Annotated in this window: 23 protein-coding genes; 6 read left to right on the plus strand and 17 right to left on the minus strand. The window is 40.1% G+C overall.

The features are described from left to right. Nucleotides 1-11: 11 nt before the first annotated feature. The 9 genes from NSQ52_RS10070 to NSQ52_RS10110 form a co-directional block, all read right to left on the minus strand. Nucleotides 12-539 (minus strand): phosphatidylglycerophosphatase A, encoded by a 528-nt coding sequence (locus tag NSQ52_RS10070; RefSeq protein ID WP_008346387.1) that lies wholly within the window; start codon nt 537-539, stop codon nt 12-14. 18 nt (nt 540-557) lie between these two features. Then, nucleotides 558-1,175 (minus strand): YpjP family protein, encoded by a 618-nt coding sequence (locus NSQ52_RS10075; protein WP_047946652.1) that lies wholly within the window; start codon nt 1,173-1,175, stop codon nt 558-560. Nucleotides 1,176-1,441: 266 nt separating this feature from the next. Beyond that, entirely contained in the window at nt 1,442-2,239 is a 798-nt protein-coding gene (locus NSQ52_RS10080; RefSeq protein ID WP_342473293.1) for a class I SAM-dependent methyltransferase, read from the minus strand. 65 nt (nt 2,240-2,304) lie between these two features. Continuing rightward, a complete protein-coding gene (locus NSQ52_RS10085; protein WP_081114625.1) occupies nt 2,305-2,739 on the minus strand; it encodes a BrxA/BrxB family bacilliredoxin in 435 nt (144 codons plus the stop codon). 81 nt (nt 2,740-2,820) lie between these two features. Continuing rightward, on the minus strand, nt 2,821-4,497 hold the full coding sequence (gene ilvD / locus NSQ52_RS10090; protein ID WP_007500822.1) for a dihydroxy-acid dehydratase: 1,677 nt from the start codon (nt 4,495-4,497) through the stop codon (nt 2,821-2,823). Nucleotides 4,498-4,807: 310 nt separating this feature from the next. Continuing rightward, a complete protein-coding gene (locus NSQ52_RS10095) occupies nt 4,808-5,947 on the minus strand; it encodes a conserved virulence factor C family protein (RefSeq protein ID WP_017367471.1) in 1,140 nt (379 codons plus the stop codon). 30 nt (nt 5,948-5,977) lie between these two features. Continuing rightward, the gene (locus NSQ52_RS10100; RefSeq protein WP_144665659.1) at nt 5,978-6,601 is read right to left on the minus strand and encodes an HD domain-containing protein; all 624 of its coding nucleotides are present in this window, start codon (nt 6,599-6,601) and stop codon (nt 5,978-5,980) included. Nucleotides 6,602-6,603: 2 nt separating this feature from the next. Next, nucleotides 6,604-7,086 carry a glutathione peroxidase gene (locus NSQ52_RS10105; RefSeq protein ID WP_007500827.1) on the minus strand — a complete coding sequence of 161 codons (483 nt, stop codon included), beginning with the start codon at nt 7,084-7,086 and terminating at the stop codon, nt 6,604-6,606. Between the two features lie 74 nt (nt 7,087-7,160). Beyond that, nucleotides 7,161-8,843 carry a formate--tetrahydrofolate ligase gene (locus tag NSQ52_RS10110; RefSeq protein ID WP_326378871.1) on the minus strand — a complete coding sequence of 561 codons (1,683 nt, stop codon included), beginning with the start codon at nt 8,841-8,843 and terminating at the stop codon, nt 7,161-7,163. A 138-nt stretch (nt 8,844-8,981) separates the two neighbouring features. On the opposite strand from NSQ52_RS10110, the gene metA reads away from it, so the two are divergent. Then, a complete protein-coding gene (metA, locus tag NSQ52_RS10115; RefSeq protein ID WP_008346374.1) occupies nt 8,982-9,890 on the plus strand; it encodes a homoserine O-succinyltransferase in 909 nt (302 codons plus the stop codon). A gap of 227 nt (nt 9,891-10,117) precedes the next feature. After that, complete coding sequence (locus NSQ52_RS10120) at nt 10,118-11,269, plus strand: diglucosyl diacylglycerol synthase (protein ID WP_007500831.1); 1,152 nt, start codon at nt 10,118-10,120, stop codon at nt 11,267-11,269. 35 nt (nt 11,270-11,304) lie between these two features. Here NSQ52_RS10120 and NSQ52_RS10125 read toward each other — a convergent pair whose 3' ends face one another. Further along, complete coding sequence (locus NSQ52_RS10125; protein WP_342473294.1) at nt 11,305-12,006, minus strand: AIM24 family protein; 702 nt, start codon at nt 12,004-12,006, stop codon at nt 11,305-11,307. A gap of 267 nt (nt 12,007-12,273) precedes the next feature. Here NSQ52_RS10125 and cspD point away from each other — a divergent pair, with 267 nt between their 5' ends. Then, nucleotides 12,274-12,474, plus strand: coding sequence for a cold-shock protein CspD (gene cspD, locus NSQ52_RS10130; RefSeq protein ID WP_003215784.1), 201 nt, complete (start codon nt 12,274-12,276; stop codon nt 12,472-12,474). 51 nt (nt 12,475-12,525) lie between these two features. Here cspD and NSQ52_RS10135 read toward each other — a convergent pair whose 3' ends face one another. The 3 genes from NSQ52_RS10135 to NSQ52_RS10145 all read right to left on the minus strand — a co-directional run bounded on the left by NSQ52_RS10135 (nt 12,526) and on the right by NSQ52_RS10145 (nt 13,736). Beyond that, nucleotides 12,526-12,708 (minus strand): hypothetical protein, encoded by a 183-nt coding sequence (locus NSQ52_RS10135; RefSeq protein ID WP_008346368.1) that lies wholly within the window; start codon nt 12,706-12,708, stop codon nt 12,526-12,528. Nucleotides 12,709-12,880: 172 nt separating this feature from the next. Beyond that, nucleotides 12,881-13,063 carry a zinc-finger domain-containing protein gene (locus tag NSQ52_RS10140; RefSeq protein WP_008346366.1) on the minus strand — a complete coding sequence of 61 codons (183 nt, stop codon included), beginning with the start codon at nt 13,061-13,063 and terminating at the stop codon, nt 12,881-12,883. Nucleotide 13,064: 1 nt separating this feature from the next. Then, nucleotides 13,065-13,736 carry a ribonuclease H family protein gene (locus NSQ52_RS10145; RefSeq protein WP_017367474.1) on the minus strand — a complete coding sequence of 224 codons (672 nt, stop codon included), beginning with the start codon at nt 13,734-13,736 and terminating at the stop codon, nt 13,065-13,067. 94 nt (nt 13,737-13,830) lie between these two features. On the opposite strand from NSQ52_RS10145, the gene NSQ52_RS10150 reads away from it, so the two are divergent. From NSQ52_RS10150 to NSQ52_RS10160, 3 genes are read left to right on the plus strand one after another with little or no spacing between them, the layout of a single operon-like run. Further along, the gene (locus tag NSQ52_RS10150; protein ID WP_007500834.1) at nt 13,831-14,520 is read left to right on the plus strand and encodes a queuosine precursor transporter; all 690 of its coding nucleotides are present in this window, start codon (nt 13,831-13,833) and stop codon (nt 14,518-14,520) included. Nucleotide 14,521: 1 nt separating this feature from the next. Next, nucleotides 14,522-14,917, plus strand: coding sequence for a reverse transcriptase-like protein (locus NSQ52_RS10155; protein ID WP_017359712.1), 396 nt, complete (start codon nt 14,522-14,524; stop codon nt 14,915-14,917). Nucleotides 14,918-14,960: 43 nt separating this feature from the next. Next, complete coding sequence (locus tag NSQ52_RS10160; RefSeq protein WP_008346357.1) at nt 14,961-15,086, plus strand: hypothetical protein; 126 nt, start codon at nt 14,961-14,963, stop codon at nt 15,084-15,086. A 40-nt stretch (nt 15,087-15,126) separates the two neighbouring features. Here NSQ52_RS10160 and NSQ52_RS10165 read toward each other — a convergent pair whose 3' ends face one another. The 4 genes from NSQ52_RS10165 to fbpC all read right to left on the minus strand — a co-directional run bounded on the left by NSQ52_RS10165 (nt 15,127) and on the right by fbpC (nt 20,426). Further along, on the minus strand, nt 15,127-16,014 hold the full coding sequence (locus NSQ52_RS10165; RefSeq protein WP_045035052.1) for a 5'-3' exonuclease: 888 nt from the start codon (nt 16,012-16,014) through the stop codon (nt 15,127-15,129). A gap of 274 nt (nt 16,015-16,288) precedes the next feature. After that, a complete protein-coding gene (locus NSQ52_RS10170) occupies nt 16,289-16,552 on the minus strand; it encodes a YpbS family protein (protein ID WP_135009182.1) in 264 nt (87 codons plus the stop codon). Nucleotides 16,553-16,593: 41 nt separating this feature from the next. Continuing rightward, complete coding sequence (locus tag NSQ52_RS10175; RefSeq protein WP_342473295.1) at nt 16,594-20,187, minus strand: dynamin family protein; 3,594 nt, start codon at nt 20,185-20,187, stop codon at nt 16,594-16,596. A gap of 131 nt (nt 20,188-20,318) precedes the next feature. Beyond that, complete coding sequence (gene fbpC, locus NSQ52_RS10180) at nt 20,319-20,426, minus strand: Fur-regulated basic protein FbpC (protein ID WP_306172627.1); 108 nt, start codon at nt 20,424-20,426, stop codon at nt 20,319-20,321.

Genomic DNA, 20,426 nt, shown 5'->3' on the forward strand with positions numbered 1-20,426 from the left:
TGTTTTTCTTTTTATGCTTGATTCACTCGATCCTGCTCTTCGTCCTTAATATCTTGGTGAGAGTGAGCTATGCGACTTGCTGCTGCAGCGGCAAGCGCAGCGACAAGGTCATCAAGGAAGGTGTGTACTTCACCAGGACGACCTTCATCTAATTCTCTAATAATACCAAATTTCTCTTTGTCTAGATAACCGAAGTTGGTCAAACCGATTGATCCATATACATTGACAATGGAAAGCGGAATAATCTCATCAATTCCATATAGCGGTTCATCTGTTTCAACTAAATGCTGCAAAGGTTCTGGCAAAAGCTTTTTTTCTGCCAGCTGATCAAGAGCAAGTCCTGTCAAAACTGCGTGGACAATTTCCCTTTTATTCAGCACTTTTTCAACATTTTCAATGCAGACACTAAGTGGAAGATTTGGGTTGTATTTCTCTTGGAGTTTCAGCACAATGTGTGCAATATCTTCTATTTTCACTCCACGCTCGTTTAACATCTGTTTTGTAATGCGAACCATTTCGTTCATTGTATACTTTTTCAATTGGCATGACATCTCCTTCTAGTGGCTCATCCAGCTCGGCGGGGTGTTTTTATCCCAATAAATATTACCGAGTTCATGATGCGTCTGGAATCCATCTTCTGCTGTATGGTAGTGAAAGTTAAACCAATATCCGCTGTGAGGCGGCTGATCTCTCCTGACATGAAAACGAAGCAAATCTTCTCCAGTCTTTCTATTATATATGTGGAAGATTTTTTCCCCATTTCCGCTTGAAGGCTGATCAGTTAAAACAACATCTTGAAATTTTTCGTCATCTTTGAAATTTGTTAAAAAGTCGGTTAACACTTGTTCAATTTTTGGTTGAATCTCTTCTCTATACTCGTCCTCAATGACAGGTGTGATTTTACGACCAAATTTGAGAAAGGATTGGTTTTCTGCACTTGATAGAACCTCTTGCTTATATTGCTCAAAGGGGTCTACCCGCTCTTTGTTGTCTTCTTGCGAAAATTCCCAGCTGCGCGTATCATCTGATGTATCATAAACTGCTGTATAAGGTGATTTATCAGATGAAGAAAGTTCAGATGGCTTGTCTGTCATCAAAGCTGATGGAGGAGAGATTAAACCAAAAGTCGCAATCGTAAAGAGTGCAACGAGCGTTTTTCTCATCCACATTTTCATGATATCTAATTCCTTCCATAAGTTATCATACTGCTATTCTAGCATATAATGAATTTTCAGTCATTCTATTTGGTCATTGAGTTGAGACTTTCTTTTTCATGATAAAACGTTTACAATGACAGTAACGACGACTAAAATTTGGGAGGAATGGATATGCTTGAAGGGTTTTTCATCACAGCTTCCTTGCTGACGTTATTTTATTTTGTCTATATGGAGATCACCGATTAAAAGCCCTGAAATAGGGCTTTTTTAATTGTTAAGAGTGATTAAAGTTTTGTTGATTTGTCTTCTTCTATTGAGATATATCCGTAATGGAATTGGGCGGTTTTACGTTTCATCACCTGAAATTGATAGGAATCAGTGGTAAATCGTGTGCTTTTCCAATGATCTTTTAAAACCACTCTTTTTCTAGCCACTCTCATTGCTTCTTTCACAGCGGTTTCATGGTCAAAATGATGCTCAGCTGCATGACGAAGCGGCATCATACTAGCAGACTCTTGTATGGTTTCTTCAAACATTGGGTCAAAATAGACGATATCATAGGATCGATCAGGGAGCTTCTTTAACTGCTCAATACTATCCCCGCTGATGACAGATATCCGTTTCATCGCTTCGTCTGCCTCTTTCACACCCGTTTCCCATGTGCTGAGTCCTTCTCGAACAAGCAATGCCGTCATTGGATTTTTTTCAATACCGGCCACTTTTCCATTGGCTCCTGTAGCGCAGCTTGCGGTAATCGCATCAGATCCTAAGCCAAGCGTACAATCTAAAAAGGAATCGCCCGGCTTTAATTGTGCTGCTTCTATTAATGGATCTTTTTCCCCTCGCAGAACCCGCTTCACCCTAAACATCGCTGAGCTTGGATGGAAAAAGAACTTTTCACCATTTGGCTGATACCATTCAAATCGTTCTTTCCCAACAACCAGTACATTCCCCCGCTTGATCGCAAGCTGTTTGACAGATTGTTTGCGCCGCTCGATATACTCACCATGCAAGTCCTTTGCAAGGGCCTTTGCCGTTTCAATTGTTTGTTCATTTGCTCTAAAGCTTGTTGTAATGAGCATGTCGTTCCTCCATCATAATCAAGAAAAAATGCCCTGATGGATCACAGGACATTTCAACATTTGTATTAGCAATGTTTTTCAAATGCAGATAAGACGTTCTTCATAATATCTTCCATTTCATGACCTTCAATTTCGTCACGCGGGATAAAATGAACAAGTTCATTTCCTTTTAAAAGTGCCATAGATGGAGAAGATGGCTCCTCACCTTTGAAGTATTCTCTCATTTTAGCCGTTGCTTCCCGGTCCTGACCAGCAAAGACCGTCACCATTCGATCTGGTGCTTTTTCTGCTTTCATGACAGCTTGAGTAGCAGCAGGACGTGCTAAACCGGCAGCACATCCGCATACGGAATTGACGACAACAAATGTTGTTCCTTCTGCTTCCTGCATCGTTTTTTCTACTTCTTCTTCAGTCGTCAATTCTTGAAACCCTGCACTTGTCAGTTCTTGGCGCATTGGTACGACGAGCTGACGCATATATTCTTCATATGCCATTGACATAAAAAAGCCCCCTCTATAATCCTTATGTTGTGAATAAAGGATACTATAGAGAGAGCCAATTTTCAAATGTTCAATTTCACATTAAATTTTCATGATTCCGCCTGTATTGGCTGATGTCACAAGTTTTGAGTATCTGGCAAGGTAACCTGTTTTTACTTTTGGCTCAAAGCCTTTCCAGTTTGCTTTTCTTTTTTCCCATTCTTCTTCCGGGACATCTACGCTTAAAATGCGTTTTTCGATATCGACAACGACATGATCACCATTTTCAACAAAGGCAAGCGGGCCACCTTCTGCTGCCTCTGGAGAGACGTGTCCAATAGACAATCCGCGAGAAGCACCGGAGAATCGTCCGTCTGTAATTAAAGCAACCTTTGGACCAAGTCCCATTCCAACAATTTGTGAAGTTGGTGCAAGCATTTCAGGCATGCCTGGACCGCCTTTAGGTCCTTCATAACGAATAATGACAACATGTCCTGCTTCTACTTTTCGATTAATGATTCCTTCAAGTGCTTCCTCTTGGGATTCAAATACGATCGCAGGTCCTTCATGACGCGTAATGCCGTCTTGTACACCGCCTGTTTTAATGATCGCTCCATCTGGCGCAAGGTTTCCAAATAAAACGGCTAAACCGCCCTTTTCAGTAAATGGCTTGTCAATTGGATAAATGACGTTATAATCTTTTACCTCATGCCCCGCGATGTTCTCACCTAACGTTTTCGCTGTGACGGTCATGGTATCTAAATGAAGAGCCCCCTCTTTTTTGGACAATTCATTTAGTGCAGCGGTCACTCCGCCAGCTTCATGTAAATCTTCAATATAAACATCTGAAGCTGGAGCAAGTTTCGATAAATGCGGCACTCGTTCTGCGACTTCATTGATACGCTCAAGTGAATATTCAACGCCTGCTTCATTTGCAATCGCCAATGTATGAAGAACTGTATTTGTTGAACCACCAAGTGCCATATCTAAAGCAAATGCGTTATCAATCGCTTTTTCGGTGACAATATCACGTGGTTTAATGTCTTTTTTGATCAGCTCCATCAATTGTTTTGCTGATTTCTTCGCAAATTCTCTTCGTTCTGGTGAAGTCGCCAAAATGGTTCCATTTCCAGGAAGAGCAATCCCTAGCGCCTCTGCTAAACAGTTCATTGAGTTTGCTGTAAACATACCAGAGCAAGATCCGCATGTTGGACAGCCAAATTGCTCTAATTCGTTTAATTCCTCTTCATTAATTTTCCCTGATTGGTATGCGCCTACGCCTTCAAAGACAGAAGAAAGAGAAATTTTTCTGCCATCACTTGTTCTCCCAGCTTCCATCGGTCCACCACTGACAAATACAGTTGGGATATTCACACGCATAGCAGCCATCATCATACCTGGCGTGATTTTATCACAGTTCGGAATACAAACCATGCCATCAAACCAGTGTGCAGACACCACCGTCTCTACTGAATCAGCAATGATTTCACGGCTTGGCAATGAATATCTCATCCCAATATGCCCCATCGCAATACCATCATCTACCCCAATTGTATTGAATTCAAATGGAACACCGCCAGCTTCACGAATGGCTTCTTTCACAATTTTCCCGAATTCCTGAAGATGGACATGCCCTGGGACAATATCAATATAGGAATTACATACGGCAATAAACGGTTTGCCAAAATCCTCATCTTTTACCCCAGCTGCTCTTAGTAAGCTTCGGTGAGGTGCTCTGTCAATTCCTTGTTTAATCATATTACTGCGAAGTTCTGCCATCTGTTTAAAAAGCCTCCTATACTACTAGTCTTGTTGACTGTATGATTTTGAGTTCATTTTATTTTACAAATTTTCTGTTTATTTAGCCACCTATAATAGATAGTGACTGATTTCTCTGCTGAAGCAAGTGCTCAGCAAGGATTGTGTCATAAAATCTGACCTCCAATATTCTATATTGGTACTACTATATAGAGTTTTTTCTCATATTTCAACAATATTCAAAATAATTTTTCTAAAAAAATTTTTCTGCCAATAAAAAAGCCATTTTCAGAAAACAAGCTGCCTTTTATTGGCAGCCCGCTCGTCTTTCTTATGATTCTGATGCATTTTTTCTACTTTCTGTCATTTGCTTCCACACAGAGCCTTTTGCTTCTTCTCCGTGCTCAATTCGTTCGATGGCCATTTTCACTTGAAGACTCACTTCAAATTCAGGGTCCTGCTCCGCTTCTTTTAAAGCTTCTAGTGCTGTTTCGTCACCTTCTTCATAAAGGAACATGGCCGCACGCCAGCGGACAAGCTTACTTGGGTCCTTTAAGGCTTGGATCATCGCTTCAATCGCACTAGGATCACCAAGATCCGAAATACAATCTCCAGCAGTTCTTCTAACCGTCACTGTTTTATCTTCAAGCCCTTTATACAAAATAGGCAAAATGGCTGGATCTTCAATCATGCCAGCATTCACAACAGCTTGTCTGCGAATCGATGTTTTTGGATCCTCCATCGCTTTCATTAAAACAGGTATATCTTTTTTCTCTGGCTGCATTTGCTCTAAATGAGCAAAACGTTTCTTCCAATCTTCATCGCGCAGCATCTCTTCTGTCACATCATATGCTTTTCGGTTCACTTGTTTATCTACAGCCTCTTGACCTTCCTTCACTGCCTCTGTTAAACGGGATAAACGCTCGTCGTCATATGCAGCTTGCAGCTCTTCTGTGACTTCTTGACCGATATCAGCAAATTCTCCAAAACGTACGCCATGTTCTTTCCACACACGTTCAAATACAACATTATCTGAACTGCTTCTTAGCTTTAAAATCGCTGCCTGGAAACGTTCAGGCATTCCAAATCGTTCTTCTCTTTCACCGTCTGTCAGCTTCACCTGCATCGGAATCCCATTAAACATTTGAACAAACACTTTGACTTCTCCAAATGTGTCATCACCTGACTGCGATTCTCCCTGAAGCCCTTCTGTTTCTTGTCCAAAGGCTTCTCTGACTTGCTGTAAAATACCTTGCCAGTCAAATTTCGCATTACGCTCAACCGCTAAGAAATCGGCTACATGGTAAACACCTTTTACACCTTCAATGGTTAAAATGCGCTTGATCATCTCTGGCGCTTCGTCTTTTTGATCTTTTTTGTAGTTATTGCTTTTACCGCCTGCAAGCGCTTCTGTCAAAATGACTTTCATTGTATTCGGGCTTGGCGTTGGTTCTATGGCAGTTATTTTCATCTATACATCCTCCTTACACACATAAAGACCCTACTCATCTGTAAGGCCGCATTCTTCTTTCCATGTCTTAATAAATAGACACATAAACTCATGTCGCTCATGAGCCAGCTGCTTTCCAGCACGTGTGTTCATCAAGTCTTTTAATTGAAGCAGCTTTTCTTGCATATGCAAAAGTACTGTGCCTTGGTGAGCACCCTCTGTATAGTGAGGCTCCCCTTTTGCACCTGCATATGTAAACACCCTTGCAATTCCGGTTGCACCTATTGCATCCAGTCGATCTGCATCTTGAACAATGGCCCCTTCTAATGTCACTGGCTTATGTTGCATATGCCGGTGACGAAAAGACATCGTTGTAATGATATCCATGATATAGCGAATATCTCGCGTGTCCACTTCCCACAAAAGGAGCTGCTGCTTGAGATCATGCGGTGAAAGCTTCCATTCACTAGACAGCTTGTCATCAATTACATCATGGACAATCGCTGCCATTTCAATGACAAAAAGCGCCCCGCCCTCCTGTTGTGCAATATGGACGGCAAGCTGGCGAACACGATTGATATGAGCTTCATCGTGTCCAGTCGGTTCATTCTTTAGCTGTTTTGAAACAAAGGAGGCAGCTGCCTCCAATTGTTCTTGCTGCTTACTCGAATACATGCTTATTTCTCCAAAAGAGCGATAATGGAGCTTTCTAATTCTTTTGGTGGTGTTTTAGGAGAGAATCGTTCAGTCACTTCTCCGTTTTGGTCAACGATAAATTTTGTAAAATTCCATTTCACCGTTTTTGTACCAAGCACACCTTTCGCATGACTCGTTAAGTATTTGAAAAGCGGATGCGCATTGTCACCATTGACATCTACTTTTGCAAACATCGGGAAGGTCACACCATAGTTTAACGAACAGAATTCTTGAATTGCTTCTTCCCCTTCTGGCTCTTGATTCATAAATTGATTGCACGGAAATCCTAAAATTTCAAGGCCCTTTTCATGATATTGATCGTATAACTCTTGTAATTGTTTAAATTGAGGGGTCAGTCCACATTTGCTCGCTGTGTTCACGATGATCAGTACTTTCCCTTTGTAATCTGCCATTGATTTTTCCTGACCGTTAATGGTCTTGACCTGAATATCATAAATTGACATCTCATAGCCTCCTAGGATTCACTTTTTCCTATCGTAACATGCTTCTTTTAGAAAATCGCTTTTTATGCTTCCTGCTAAAAGAGTCCAGTCACACTGCCGTCTTCTAATAAATCCATCTCAAGTGCCGCAGGTTTTTTAGGGAGACCTGGCATGGTCAGGATGCTTCCCGTTAGTGCAATGATAAAACCTGCTCCTACAGATGGTTTTAACTCCCGAATCGTAACGGTGAAGCCTTTTGGTCTGCCGATTAAAGCCGGATCATCCGATAGTGAATATTGCGTTTTTGCCATACAAACCGGCAAATGGGCCCAGCCATTTTTCTCAATTGCAGCTAGCTGCTTTCTTGCTTTTGATGTAAGGTTGATGCCGTCTGCACCATAAACCACTTTGGCGACTTTTGACAACTTTTCTTCAATGGAATCTTGCTCCTCATATAAATAAGAAAAGCTGTTTTCATTCTTTTCAATGAGTGTCGTGAGCTCTTCGGCAAGTGCTACGCCGCCAGCTCCCCCTTCTTCCCATACATTGACGGCTTTGACTGGATGTCCATTCGTTTCGCACCAGTTTTCTATTGCTTGAATTTCTTCTTTTGTATCGGTAATAAAACGGTTCACTGCAACGATGTATGGTAGACCGAAGGCTTGCACTGTTTCAATATGCTTCTCTAAATTATGTATACCTTCTAATACAGCCTGTGCATTTGCTTCCTTGAGCTCTGTTTTCTGCATTCCGCCATGCATTTTTAGCGCCCTGACAGTTGCTACAATGACAACAGCGCCTGGTTTAAAATCACCGGCTCTTGTTTTGATGTGAAGAAATTTTTCCGCGCCGAGGTCTGCACCAAATCCCGCTTCTGTTACAACGTAATCTGCTAGTTTTGCCGCCATTTTTGTGGCAATTAAACTATTGCATCCATGTGCAATATTGGCAAAAGGACCACCATGAACAAGGGCTGGAGTTCCTTCAATCGTTTGAACAAGGTTTGGTTTCAGCGCATCTTTTAAAAGCAAGGTTAATACGCCTTCATATCCTAGATTTCCAACTGTGACCGGTTCACCTTCTTGATTGTAGGCAACAACAATAGAAGAAAGACGTTTTTTTAGATCGTTTAAGTCGTCTGCTAAACAGAGGATGGCCATCATTTCGGATGCAACCGTAATATCAAACCCATCTTCTCTAGGGTACCCATTTAATTGACCGCCAAGTCCTACGACCACTTGTCTTAGAGCACGATCGTTTAAATCTAACACTCGTTTCCATACAATTCGGCGTGCGTCGATCCCAAGCTCATTTCCGTGATGGATATGATTATCAATAAAAGCAGATAAAGCGTTATGTGCAGATGTAATCGCATGAAAATCCCCTGTGAAATGAAGATTGATTTCTTCCATAGGTAACACCTGTGAATATCCGCCGCCAGCTGCACCACCTTTAATACCCATTGTGGGACCTAGTGAAGGTTCACGCATGGCAATGATCGCTTTTTTCCCAATTTTCTCGAAGGCTTGACCGAGGCCAACTGTTACGGTGGACTTCCCCTCACCTGCTGGCGTTGGGTTGATCGAAGTCACAAGAATCACATTTCCTTCTTTTTGTTCCTTCAAACGGTCAAAAATAGTCAAAGATATTTTCGCTTTTGTGAAACCATAGCATTCTAATTCTTCGTCATGTATTTGTAATTTTGCTGCGATGTCTTGAATCGGTCTCAGCTTTGCCTTTTGGGCAATGTCAATATCTGATAAATGCTTTGTGATCATGATTAATGGCCTCCTTTTTTGACAGAAACAGCTTTCTTTTTTGCTCTATTTTTCATTGTAACATAATTGAAACATTGAAATATCGCCAGAAAGTTCCTATAATGAAGTGAAATTAGCTTTGGTTCAGGGGGTGGCGAGTTGCCTATTAACATACCAGTTCATCTGCCGGCAAAACAAATACTAGAGAGCGAAAACATTTTCGTCATGGATGAGACAAGGGCATTCAAACAAGATATCCGTCCTTTGAATATCGTGATCTTAAATTTAATGCCAAAAAAAATACAAACTGAAACGCAGCTGCTGAGAATGCTCGGAAATTCTCCATTGCAAGTGTATTTTACATTTTTGATTCCAAGTACACATACACCGAAGAATACATCGAGAGAGCATCTAGATGAATTTTATACGACCTTTGACTCGATTCGCCATAAAAAATTTGATGGCATGATCATTACAGGTGCACCAATTGAGCATTTAGCTTTCGAAGAAGTTTCCTATTGGAAAGAACTGCAGGACATTTTGGACTGGAGTAAAACGAATGTGACGTCTACTCTCCATATATGCTGGGGGGCACAGGCTGGTCTTTATCATCATTATGGCATTGAAAAAATCAAGCTTCCAGAGAAAAAATTCGGTGTTTTTGAGCATCTTGTCAAAGAGAAAAAAGAAAGATTAGTAAGAGGTTTCGATGAAGTATACTATGTCCCACATTCTAGGCATACAGATATTAATACAGAACAATTAAAAAACACGCCGAATCTAAAAGTATTGAGCACGTCTGAGGAAGCTGGTGTTTGTTTAATTGTTTCAGATGATGATAAACAAGTATTTTTAACTGGACATCCTGAATACGATACAGATACATTGAAGCAGGAATATGAAAGAGATTTGTTGAAACATGATACAGTCAAAAAACCCGTCCACTATTTCATCGAAGATGGAGACACATTAGTTCCAGTGAACCGCTGGAAAGCCCATGCTACTTTGCTGTTTATGAATTGGCTTAATTACTATGTTTATCAAGAAACACCATATGTGTGGGAATAAAATAGACTGTAGTCTGATGATAAATGCTTAAAATGTGTTAAAATACAAATGGCTCTGTCTTCCATTATCAATTTAGTCTGTTTGTTTTTTAAAATTAGTTTAATTCTTTCGTAACGAATGATATGCTCTCGCTGTTTATATGTTATCTTTATGTATATGTAGACCTATGAGATTTATAGTTTCGTACGAAGTTTTGTTGTTGTTGATTACATTTGAGGTGAATATTCTTGAATACCAATAAAAAAATATTAATCTTGACCGCAAATTATGGAAATGGACATATGCAGGTTGCAAAAACACTGTATGATGAATGCAAATCCCAAGGGTTTGAACATGTGATAGTTTCTAATTTGTATCAAGAATCAAATCCCATTGTGTCCGAAGTGACTCAATATTTATATTTAAAGAGCTTCTCCATTGGGAAACAATTTTATCGCTTGTTTTATTACGGTGTAGATAAAATTTACAATAAACGCAAATTTAACATTTATTTAAAGATGGGAAATAAGCGTCTTGATGAATTAATTCAATTACACAATCCGGATATCATCATCATTACATTCCCGATGATTGTTGTACCTGAATACCGAAACAAAACAGGTAAAGTCATTCCAACATTTAATGTGATGACAGACTTTTGTCTTCATAAAATTTGGGTACATGAAAACATTGACCGATACTATGTTGCAACCGATTATGTGAAACAAAAGCTAGTAGAAATCGGCACACATCCAAGCGATGTCAAGGTAACAGGCATTCCGATTAGACCACAATTTGAAGTAGACGTGCCTAAATCGATCATCTATAAAAAATATGGATTATCATCAGACAAAAAAGTCCTTCTCATTATGGCGGGTGCCCATGGTGTACTAAAAAATGTGAAGGAACTGTGTGAAGCACTACTTCTTGACAGTGAAGTACAAATTGTTGTTGTGTGCGGTAAGAATGCAGCGCTGAAGCAATCGCTTAGCGAACTTGAACAAGCACACCCAAATCAATTGAAGGCGCTTGGATATGTGGAACAAATTGATGAATTGTTCAGAGTAACGGACTGTATGATTACAAAACCGGGCGGAATTACATTAACAGAAGCAACAGCAATTGGTGTCCCAGTTATTCTTTACAAACCTGTTCCAGGACAAGAAAAAGAAAATGCTCTTTTCTTTGAAGATTACGGTGCTGCCATTGTCATCAACAGACACGAAGACATTTTAGAATCTGTCACCAACTTGTTGCAAGACGAAGAAAAATTAGAATCCATGAAACAAAACATCAAAAAATTACACTTAAAACAGTCTTCTCAAACCATTTTAGAAGATATCGTCGAACAATCAGATCTGATCATGAGCAACAAATCGTATGCTCAAGCATTATCATAAAAAGGTGTCCGTCATTGACGGACACCTTTCTTCTTTTAACCTTGATTCCCATTCGTTGTATACACTTCTTCAAACGGCTGCACGACAACAAAGCCGCTTCCGCTAAACTTCATTTGAATGGACTCTCCGCTTCCCCTGCCAATAAACGTTTTGAACGATACATCTGTCACAAATTCAGTCTGCAAATTTCCTGACCATGCGACCGTCGCATTCGGATCTGTATAAACAGAATCACCTGGCTGAACAATCAGCGTCAGCGGTTCGTAATGACTTGTGATTGCCACAAGACCTGGTCCTTCAAGTTTGACATTAAATAATCCGCCTGCAAGCATGCCAGACACCTTTTTCATTAATTTAATATCCCACCGAACAGACGGTTCAAATGCGAGCAAGTCGTTTCCATTAACGAAAATAGACTCCCCTTGAGCCAATCGAAGAATCGAAATTTTTTTCCCTTGGTCTGCTACATATAATTTCCCATCACCTGTGGCCTTCATCAAAGAAGTTCCTTCTCCTGATAACATTTTTTTGAACATCTTTGACACACCGTGTTCAAACACACCTTCACGTTCAAACTTTATTTTCCCGCGATATGAAACCATGGAGCCTGTCTTTGCCCAAATGGTATCCGTTAAATTAATTTCTAACAATCTTGGTGTTTCAAGTTCAAAGACCCCTTCCCCTTTGTCTTCTTGCTGCGTATTCTGAACAAACTCCTCAATTGTGTAACGATTCATGACGCACCTCTTTCTGTATTTTTACTATATACGGACAGGTTATACGTTAGGTTTCATGAGATTAGGACGTTTTATAGATAAATGTCATTCACTAAAAAAACAAAAAAATCAAACATTCTGCTCAAAATTTGGCTTGCCTGCTTGACGCTTTACTTTTGATGGTGTATAGTGGAACCATCATTTAACAACTTCTTAAGTCGTTAGGTGATGAAAAATTTTTTTTAGTATGCCGAAAGGTGTGCTACAGTACTAGGAGGAAAAAGCAATATGCAAAACGGTAAAGTAAAATGGTTCAATAATGAAAAAGGTTTCGGCTTCATTGAAGTTGAAGGCGGAGACGACGTATTCGTTCACTTCACAGCTATCGAAGGTGACGGTTACAAATCTCTAGAAGAAGGACAAGAAGTTTCTTTTGAAATCGTTGAAGGTAATCGTGGACCTCAAGCTGCAAACGTAACAAAAATCTAATCAACTCAATCAATGATGAAACGACAAAATAAAGAGAGGCGTATGCCTCTCTTATTTGATTTTCAGCTGAATTTCAATCGCTAAAATATTTTGCTTTAATCTTTGTTCAATTTCAGAGATATCTTTTTCGAGAAAAGGTCTTCCCTTCTTTGCTACATCTACCAGTTGCTCTAGATCACTGTACACCTCTTGAAATGTCCGATGTAATACCGTTTCAAAATCCTTATTATCCATGCCGGCCTTCCCCTTTTCCTCTATTATCCGTCACTTAGTCAAAAAGTAACTCAACCAAAACTTTCTATAGTTATATCGGCTCATTTTTCAGAATATGTTCTTTTTTTACACATTCTATTCGTTTTTTTTTCGTGAACGCGTGATACATCTAGGGGAAAACCGGAGTGTACGCTTATTTTTTGAGTAATTCATTCCCGTATTGTTTGATCTTCTCTCCTACCGTGCATTGCTGTATACAAAAGGAGTGGGCGTATTTTTTGCCAAATTCTTTACGAAAGTGCTTTTTAATCAAGCAATCTGAACAATACGTGTCTTGAAGATCTGTTAATTCTTTTACTGCTGTTTTTTTATCCACTTTATTCAGCTCCGTCTGCTTCTAATTTCAACTTACTTTCGATAGGGACGTCTGCAAGTATCTGTCTGGCAAGCTGATCTGCTTCTGCATTTTGTTTACGATCGATGACTTCATATGTTGGCGTGAGCTTCAGCTCTTTGATCGCAGCCTCAATTCGGTCGAGCCATTTGTTATGTATATCATCATAACAAGGCCATTCCCCTTTGAGCTGATTCATCACAACAAGAGAATCTCCTCTAATCGTAACAGAGTTTCTGCTGGCTCCCAGTTCTTTTAAAGCTTTTACCGCTTCAAATAAAGCCGCATACTCTGCCTCATTGTTCGTGGTGCTCTGAAAAGGCTGATTCTTCCTTAATCGGTATGCATCCTGTCCGAGCTGATAATACACGACAATTCCAAGCCCAGCATCACCTGTTTCTTTGCGAAAACTCGCATCAAAATAGACCTGAAGCTGATCGGGTTCAAGCCTAAGTTCTTCGTTTAGCTTTTCAAGTTCTTTCATCGACCACATCGCACCCTTTTCATCTTCAAATGATAGAAGTGACTGCGGTTCTTTTTTGTCTATATGTTTTGCTAAAAGCAAGGCCTCTTTGAGCTCCATCCAATCTTCTTGGAAAAAAGCAATGGACCCAATCGATTTCACTTTCATTGTATAGTGCGCTCTTAGTTTCATTGATCACATCGCCTTCCCATACTTTTAAGGTAAACGTTCGTTATGCTATAATCAAAAAGTTACATTTTACATTTAGAAAGGAAGTTCATGTCACTTGTTTAATGAAGGTATTTGGATCTTATTTGCGATCATTAATTTTATCATTGTTCTTCTATTTTATAAAGGATTTGGCAAGATGGGGCTTTTCGTATGGATTGGTTTTGCAACAGTTGCTGCCAATTTACAAGTGGTCAAAACCGTTGAATTATTTGGCTTAACAGCAACACTTGGCAACATTTTATATGGCAGTGTGTTCTTTGCAACGGACGTCCTCAATGAAAAATATGGACAAACCGAAGCGAAAAAAGCTGTCTGGATTGGCTTTGCCACCCTTTTAACATTAACTGTTGTCATGCAGGAGGCTTTGCTTTTCCATCCCGCTCCATCTGACATTTCCCAATCATCATTAGAAACGATATTTGGCTTTATGCCAAGGGTCGCTCTTGGTAGTCTTGCTGCTTATATCATCAGTCAAATGTTAGATGTTTATGTATATTCGTTTATTCGCCGGATATTTCCTTCAGATGGTGCGCTCTGGCTGCGAAATGCGGGGAGTACAATGATTAGCCAGCTACTTGATACACTCGTTTTCACAACCATTGCCTTTCTTGGGACCTACCCATTCCATATATGGATCGAAATTTTCATCACGACTTATGTGATTAAATTTATCGTCGCTGCCATTGGCACACCTTATGCCTATGCGGCGAAAAAAATGGTTCCGATTGATGAAAGGGGGAAATAAATTGCCAGCTGAAATATATATTGACGGTGCTAGTGCCGGAAACCCAGGTCCATCTGGCATCGGCATTTTCTTGAAATATGACGGAAAAGCTGAGTCTTTCTCCATTCCTCTTGGCATCATGAGCAATCATGAAGCAGAGTTTTCCGCGCTCATTGAAGGCATGAAAATTTGCGTAGAAAAAGGATTACGGACCGTTTCATTCCGCACTGATTCACAAGTAGTAGATCGTGCAGCCAATGCAGGATTTGCTAAAAATCCATCTTTTCGTCATTTTATCGAAGAAATGTTGCAGCTTCAAAGCGAATTTGATTTATTTTTCATTAAGTGGATTCCGAGCAAGGAAAATCAAGTGGCTGATCAGCTCGCTAGAAAAGCGATTCACCTTTCAAAAGGATGAATCGCTTTTCTTTTGGTTATGCTAATGTGTGAGGTGATACGAATTGGATAAAGAGAACAGAGGCCGTGTCACAAACGGAACGACTCCTCAAGGTGATGCGCAGACAAAAGATAAACAGCCAATATCGCAATTAGAAAATAAGGCGAAAAAAAGCAACACAAAGGGCTAATACATGTAGCCCTTTGTTTCTTTTCTACATAAGAACAACCTTAACTGATTCCTAATTGACTTAAGCGGTTAACCATTGGTTCGATCCCTTTAATTTGATGCAAGCGAAGCATTGTCGCTGCCCGCTCTGGGTCCATTTTTATTTTTGTTTCGTCAATCGGACAGCTGAGTGGTACATCACATTTAATTTCTGCCAGTATACGAGAAAGCTTCAGATCTTCTAATCCTGCTTGCATTTTCTTTTGCTGAGCTGCCGTTAATGCATGAACATTTTCTAACAGTCGATCAATCGTTTCATACGTTTGAATAAATTTCAATGCTGTTTTTTCGCCGATTCCTTTTACACCAGGGTAATTATCGCTAGCATCACCCATCAGCGCTTTCATATCAATCAGCGCCTTTGGAGATATGCCCATTTCCTCTTCAAAAAGGGCTTTTGTATAATGCTTATAATTCCCGATGCCTTTTTGCATTAAAGCCACGGTCACTTGTTCATTCAAGATCTGCAGCAAATCTTTATCTCCTGTTAAGACGGTCACATGTGCTTCGTTTTGATAGATTGATGCAAGCGTTCCAATACAATCATCTGCTTCAAAACCTTTCACACCAATGTTCATGATCCCCAGTTCTTCTGTCGCCTCTTTTGCTAAATCAAACTGTGGGATAAGCTCAACAGGCGCCTCGCCTCGATTGGCTTTATAATCTTGAAACAATTCGTTCCGGTATGTCTGGCTCCCCATATCCCAGCAGCATACGATATGAGTCGGTTCAAATGTTTGGACAGCTGTTAACAAATGCTTCAAATAACCATTCACTCCATTTGTCGGCACACCACGATCATTTATCATAAAATTACGATGGACAGCTGTCGCATAAAACGACCTAAAAAGAAGTGCCATTCCATCTACAAGTAAGACGTGTTTATTCATTCATCTAAACTCCCTTTTTATAAACAATACTCCTATTCTATCATAGAACATCGAAACGAACATAAAAAAGGCGCCTTCTTCTTTTGATAAAGAAGAGGCAGCCCGATTACTTTTTACCATATTGCATTTTTTTCGTTTCCGCTTCTGCGTAGGATGGCATGCCTTTTTCCTTCGGCATGCGCTCCTTCTGCTGCTTTACGTTTTGCTTTTTTGCCATGATCATTCCCCTTTCTGGTTCATTTGTTAAGATGACCAAAAATGAGAAAGTTACTCTTTAATTCTGTTTACGCTGGGTGTATTCCTCCACCATCTCAATCGTGACATGTTTACGAAGCGGAACAATTCCGCCTCGGGCAAGCTCATTCATTTTAGACGTAATGGCATTGATCTCATCTGTTGAAAATGGTTCATTGTGTTCACATTTTTTCACAGCCAATTCAATCGCCTGCTCTCTTTTTTGTTCAAGTGCAAGAAAAGATTGGATATGGGCATGTTGTTTCTGTGAATGTGCAGAAATTTCTTCGTGTACGCTCGTCATCGTCTATCAACTGCTTTCTTTTTTATATAGTCTATCATGAATCATATCGTTTTCAACTGGTTCTTCCATTCATTTGTTTGTTCATAAACTTGTTCAATGATCGCCTGTTTTTCAGCATCTGTTGTAAGGCTTGTCATAAATGTCTGTTTTTGCTCATTGAGCTGTTGGAGAGCATCTTGTTCGTACCTTTCCGTATAGGTCTTCACTAGCTTTTCATATCTGCTCAGCAACTCTTCTTTTTCGTTATCTGCCCAACGTGTTGTCATTTGATGTAGAACATCTCGAATGGCTTCAATAAACGTAGCCTTTTCATTTTGTTCAAAGAAGGCTTTCGCTGATTTTTGTTTCTTTAAAAGCGGCTCAAATGGTGTAATCTCTGCTTCAACTTCAATTTGTTTTAGCTCAGCATTTTTCTCCTCAGGGGCTGACAGGCTAAGAGAAAAGTAAGGATCTTCCGCACATGCAGCCTGCATCCCTTTTTCCCACTCCTCCTGGAAATAATGATGGATAAACGATTCCATTCGGATATCAAGTGCCTTGAGCTCCTGCACAAATTCAAATTCATACTCCTTTAACGCTTTCTCAAGTGCCTTTTTTAACTGCTGACCAAAATTCCCTTGAGATATGCCAGGATAAAAAGCCGACTTTAATAGATCATTCGCAAATAATGAAAGCCGCTGTACAATATGATAGAGCTGTTCATGCACGTCTTTTTTTACGCTTTCGGTCACAAGTTTAGACCGTTTCACATCTTGCATTTTTTCGAGAATGGCTTCATAGGATGTCTTGATGTTTTTCTTTTCAGCTTCTTTCTCATCTTCTGATTGATGCAAGGTCGCACGTAGTCTATCGACCGTTGTACATAATGTATTAGCTTCAAAATGCAAAAGTTCAATGGCATCTTTCGTTAATTCTTCCTCAATAAAATAGTCGAGCTGTTTTCTCAGTGTTGCATATTGATTATAAGATGTCGGCTCTTTCCCTTCGATCTCTTCCTTACTAGACACATGATGCAGGTTTGGATTGCGGATGCCTTCTTTTGTGAGCTCGCTTCGTACATAGTCAAATACGGTTTCAAGCTCTGCTTGATCCTTAGCCAAATCAGCCGCATTGATGATAAAGAACATTTTATCCATGCTAAAGGAATCTTTTACGAGTCCAAGCTTCCGTAAAAATGAGCGATCAGCTTTTGAGAAAGAATGCTGATAATACGTTAAATAAAGAAGGGCGTCTGCATCCTTCATATACTGGAAGGCGATTTCTGTATGACGCTTATTCATACTGCTTGCACCTGGTGTATCGACAATCGTCAGCCCTTTATCTGTCAGAGGTGTACTTAAATACACCGTCACTTCCTTCACCACACAAGAAACAGATTCTTCCGCTACATAAGGCTTTAATTCTTGAAGTGTGACATGTAAATTGGTTTGGTTGTCAATGTCATCATGAAACTTGGCATAGGCTTGTAGAAAATGTTCTACAATGATTCGGTGATCCTGTTCGAGCTGCCGTTTTTTCAGCACTCTTTCCAGCTTTGCCTTAAACGAATCTCCTTTTTCTGTTGTGATCGAAAATCCAAGAATCTGATCGAGTTCCTCTAGAATGTCCTGCTTGGTTTTAAACACCACTTTGACACTTTCATGAGGATGATCTTCCGTAGGTCGTGTCAGTTTGTTAATTGTTGCAGTTGTTGGCGTAGGAGATGATGGTAACACCTTCCGTCCAACAAGCGCATTGGCAAAAGAAGATTTTCCAGAACTAAAAGCGCCAAATAAAGCGAGTGTAAATTCTTTTGCCTGTAGCCGTTCTGTTCGTTTTTCAAAGGAATCTCTTTGAGACTTTAGAATATCTAAAGGCGATAAAATGCGGGAAAGCTCTTTAAATTGTGCAATCGATTGTGCTGTTGTTAAATGCTGTGATTGGCGGTATTGATCGCGCTTTGTCCGTTCAGCAGCTTGATCGCTCTCTTCAACATGAATTGATGCGCGATTCTTCTCCAGCTGGTCGTGCTGCATCCATTGCTTTTTCGCATAAAACCAGTCGCCTGGGATATGCTCATCCGTTCCGTTTTGCCAAATATCCCATAAATGCTGAATATCCTGTCTTATTTGTTCATTTTTTTCGTTATACTCCTCAAGGCTCTGAAGCTCTTGTTTCGCTTGCTCCCATTTTTCCTCTTGCTTCTCCTGTTCATTCTTGAGCTGGTCTTTCAAGGTTTCAATCATCTGTTCAATCAATTGAAGTGCTTGCTGTTTCGCCTGTCTTTTCAATGCTTCACCAGCATCTTTCGCATATTGAAGAACGTATTCGTTAGAAAAAGTTGCCCCTTGGTGAATGACCTTTTCAAGCAAGGATTCTTCAACAGGTGTCTCAAATGCCATGGCTTTGTCTAATAACACTTCCCCAAGCTGATGCTGTTTTATTTCTTTTTTGAGGAGCTCGGCAATGTGCCAGTCAACTTCCGCTTTCATTCTCTTTTTTACATCTGCTAAGAAATCATTTGCCCGCTTTTCCTTTTCCTGCTCGGTTTTATTTTTGGCAAAAAGTAAACCCACTTTAAAGCCAGGTGCTTTCGATTCGATATAGTCACTTGCAAGCTCTCGCATCTTAAATGGCGTGAGGTTTGCATTTTTTAAGATGTTCTCTACTTCAGAAGACACTTCATCTTCTACCTGCTTTGCACCATTTTCAATAAATCGGCGTTTCTCTTCTAGTTCTTTCACTTCATTCCTTTTTTCTTGAAGCTGCGCGTCAAGGTCCTCTTCATGCAGTTCTTCTTTTAACGAGTCTATATGTTCTTTTAAAACATGTTCGATTTTCTGCTCTGTATAGGCTCGAAGTGATGCTTTAGGCATGGTTTGTAATTCTTGTAGTTTCTTCACTAAACGGATCATTTCGTTTTTTGGGTGTGCCTCATCCGTCACGGAAGTAAAATATAGATGTTCTTCTTCAATGCCTTCTTTTAAAAGCATCTCAACGACTTGTTTTTTGTAGTTTTCAAAAGTTGTCTCTTGTTCATCATGCCGATCCACTTGATTGACGATGAAATAAAGATTGGGCACTTTCTCTTTAATCGAGCGAATGAAGCGAATGTTTTCTTCAGAATGGACATGGTTATAATGAACGACATAAAAAAGAGCATCCGCTTGATGAAGAATAGAAGCAGCGGATAAAAAGTGCGCATGATCCGTTGAATCAATTCCCGGCGTATCGATGAGTGCCACTTTTTCTTCAAGTCCACTATAATCACCGCTAATTTCCACCATCTCAATTTGTTCCCCATCTTTACAAAAACGCTGCACCGCTTTTTTATCATAAGAACCGCTCATTTTTGCAAAACGTCCATCAGACGTATGGAGCTGAACTTCACTGACCCCTTTCCTGACAACAACCAAGTTTGCACTCGTTGGAATTGGGCTTGTGGGCAGGATGTGATCATGAAGAAGATGATTCACTAGTGATGACTTACCAGCAGAATAGTGGCCGGTAAATGCGATATATACTTCTTCTTCAGCTTCCTTTTTCATAATAGATGCAAGTTTGGCTGCGCGCTCGTGATCATCCCTTTTCAGAAGGCTTTGATATAAAGCACCTGTAGTTTGAACGAGCGAATCTCGAATAGACAAGTCTTTCATGACGATAAACCCCTTTGTTTTTAGAAAAGTCAGTTATGTATGTGTACCATTTTACACAAAATAAAGAGATTTTTCTTCTGATCTGAGGAAATAAAAAAATCTGCTACCCGATCAGTCGCAATGGACTGCAATCAGGAAGCAGATTTTTTTGAAACACCTTTTAATACGAAGCCAATCAATAAGCTGTATACACAGACCGTACCGAGTAAGAAAATCATTGTCATGTGATCACCGTCCAT

The sequence above is a fragment of the Bacillus sp. FSL W8-1141 genome, from assembly GCF_038593205.1.
GTDB classification, from domain to species: domain Bacteria; phylum Bacillota; class Bacilli; order Bacillales; family Bacillaceae; genus Bacillus; species Bacillus altitudinis.